Annotated in this window: 2 protein-coding genes; both read right to left on the minus strand. The window is 72.9% G+C overall.

Features of this window, described 5'->3' with window-relative positions; all coding sequences use genetic code 11:
- Positions 1–38: 38 nt before the first annotated feature.
- A complete protein-coding gene (locus tag BN423_RS09415; protein ID WP_019240001.1) occupies positions 39–833 on the minus strand; it encodes a DUF6580 family putative transport protein in 795 nt (264 codons plus the stop codon).
- Positions 814–2,357, minus strand: a 1,544-nt coding sequence (locus BN423_RS09420; protein WP_019240002.1) for an ABC transporter ATP-binding protein, incomplete at its 5' end; no start/stop codon positions are given. The genes BN423_RS09415 and BN423_RS09420, both read right to left, overlap by 20 nt.

Consider the following 2,357-nt stretch of genomic DNA (forward strand, 5'->3'; position numbering starts at 1 on the left):
AATGACTCACTGAGTCAATTGAACCCGTCCCCAATGACTCAGCCGCGGAGGGCGTACTTGCGCACCACGCGGTCGATGCGGCGCATCCACGGCGCATAGAGCACGCGCAGGAAGAGCACCGTGGCGGCGGCGTGCGTGAGATCGAAGGGCAGCGCGGCGGCGAGCCGGGCGATGACGCCGGCCACCGTGATGGGGTGCATAAAGCCGATGATGTCGTACGCGTCGATCACCACGGCATATACCAGCGCCGACGCCGCGCCGCACGCGATGAGCGCGCCGTTGCGCACGCTGCCGTCCGCGCGCGAGAACGCCCCGGCGTCCGCGAGCACGCCGCCCAGGTACCCCACGAGCCCCCACGCGTACATCTGCCACGGCGTCCACATGCCCTGCCCGAAGAAGAAGTTGCTCGTGAGCGCCGCGAGCGAGCCCACGACGAAGCCGTTGCGGCGCCCCAGGGTCGCGCCCGCGATGATCGCGATAGCCGAGACCGGCTTGAAGTCCGGGATCGGCGCGAAGAGGATGCGCCCCGCCGCAGCGAGGGCAGCGAGCACGACCGTCGGCATGATCTGGCGGAGCCCCGGCCGGTCCGCCTCGTAGCCGACGAAGAACAGGCCGAGCGTGAGCACCACGACGGCGAGCATGATGAGCGCGGCCTGGTCGGGTGCGAGCAGCGCCGTCGCCGCCATGCAGGCGGGGACCGCCGCGAGGGCGAGCGGGTCGAGCAGGCGCGCGCGGTAGGCGGACGCAGCGGGACGCGGCTCGGTGGCACCCGCCGCCCCGCCGTGCCCGGGCGCGGCCTGCTCCCCTCGATGCTTACGGTCGGTAGTAGACATTTCCGCGGAAGAACTCCTCACTCGGCTCGGTGCACGCGACCTCGCCGTCGAACATCATCGACACGTCGTCCGCCACCTGCTCGACGAAATCGAGGTCGTGCGTCGCCATGACCACGGTCACCCCGTCGGCGCGGCGCGCGCGGAGGATGCGGGCGATCGCGCGGCGCGCGGGGACGTCGAGCCCCTTGGTGGGCTCGTCGAGCAGGAGCAGCCGCGGGCGGATGAGCAGCAGCTTCCCGAGCGCCAGGAGCTGCTGCTGGCCGCCCGAGAGGTCGTAGGGGTGCCGCTCCGCGCAGGCCGAAAGTCCCAGCTCGCCGAGCATCTCGTCCGCATCCCCCTGCGTGTACCCCGCGGCGCGCGCCCATTCCATGAGCTCGGCGCGGGCGGTCTCCTCCACGAAGAGCGCGCGGGGATCCTGCGGGAGCAGCGCGCGCGAGGGCGCCTCGATGCGCGCCGTGCCCTTCTGCAGCGAGCGCGCGCCCGCCAGGATGGAAAGGACGGTCGACTTGCCGCAGCCGTTGCCTCCCACGAGCGCGTGGATGCGGCCGGGGCGGATGGCCAGGTCGAAGTTGCGGAGCACCCAGGCGCCGGCGCGCTCGTAGCGGAACCACGCGCGCGCGAGCGACGCGGCGGGCGCGGCCGGTTCGGCAGACTCGGGCGCGGGCGCCACCGCCGCCGCCCGTTCGGCCTTCGCCCCCTCGACGAGCACCGGACGCGCGCGCAGCTCGCCTGTGTCCTCCACACGCTCGATACGCCCCGCGCGCAGCCTGAAGGCGCAGGTCGCGTAGTCGAGCATCGTGCGCGGCTCGTGCGTCGCCACCACCACGGTGCAGCCCAGCTCGCGGTTCACGCGGAAGAGCGCGTGCAGGAAGTTCTTCCCGGCGATGGGGTCGAGCTGCGCGGTGGGCTCGTCGAGCAGCAGCACGCGCGGCTGCATCACGAGCGTCGACGCCAGCGCGAGCAGCTGCTTGCGGCCGCCCGAGAGTGCATCGGTGTCGTCGCGGAACCACTGGTCCATCCCGAAGAAATAGCTCGTCTCCGCCACGAGGCGGCGCATCTCGCCCTGCTCGACGCCCAGGTTCTCGAGGCCGAACGCCATCTCGTGCCAGACGCTCTCGCACACGATCTGGTTGTCCGGGTTCTGGAAGACGTAGCCCACCGTCCTGGCCGAGGCGGCGGCGTCGAGCTCCTCGACGGGCGTGCCGAGCACCTCGATCGCGCCCGCGCGCTCGCCGGCCGGCGCGATCTCGGGCTTGGCGAGCGAGAGCAGGGTCGACTTGCCCGAGCCCGTCTCGCCCACAAGCAGGGCGAACGCACCCTGCGGCACCTCCCACGAGACCCCTTCGAGCACGCGCTCGTCGGTGCCCGCGTAGGCGAACGACACGCCGCGCATCGAGAGAGCGGGGACGGCGGGCGCGCCCTCGGATGCCGGCATCGCAGCGGCCACTTCGGCCGCCGCCGCGCGCGTCGCCGACTCGGGTGCACACGCCGCGCCCGCAGCCGCCCGCGCCGCGTCGCCCGCCG

Origin of the sequence: Enorma timonensis (assembly GCF_000321165.1) — a bacterium.
Lineage (GTDB): Bacteria > Actinomycetota > Coriobacteriia > Coriobacteriales > Coriobacteriaceae > Enorma.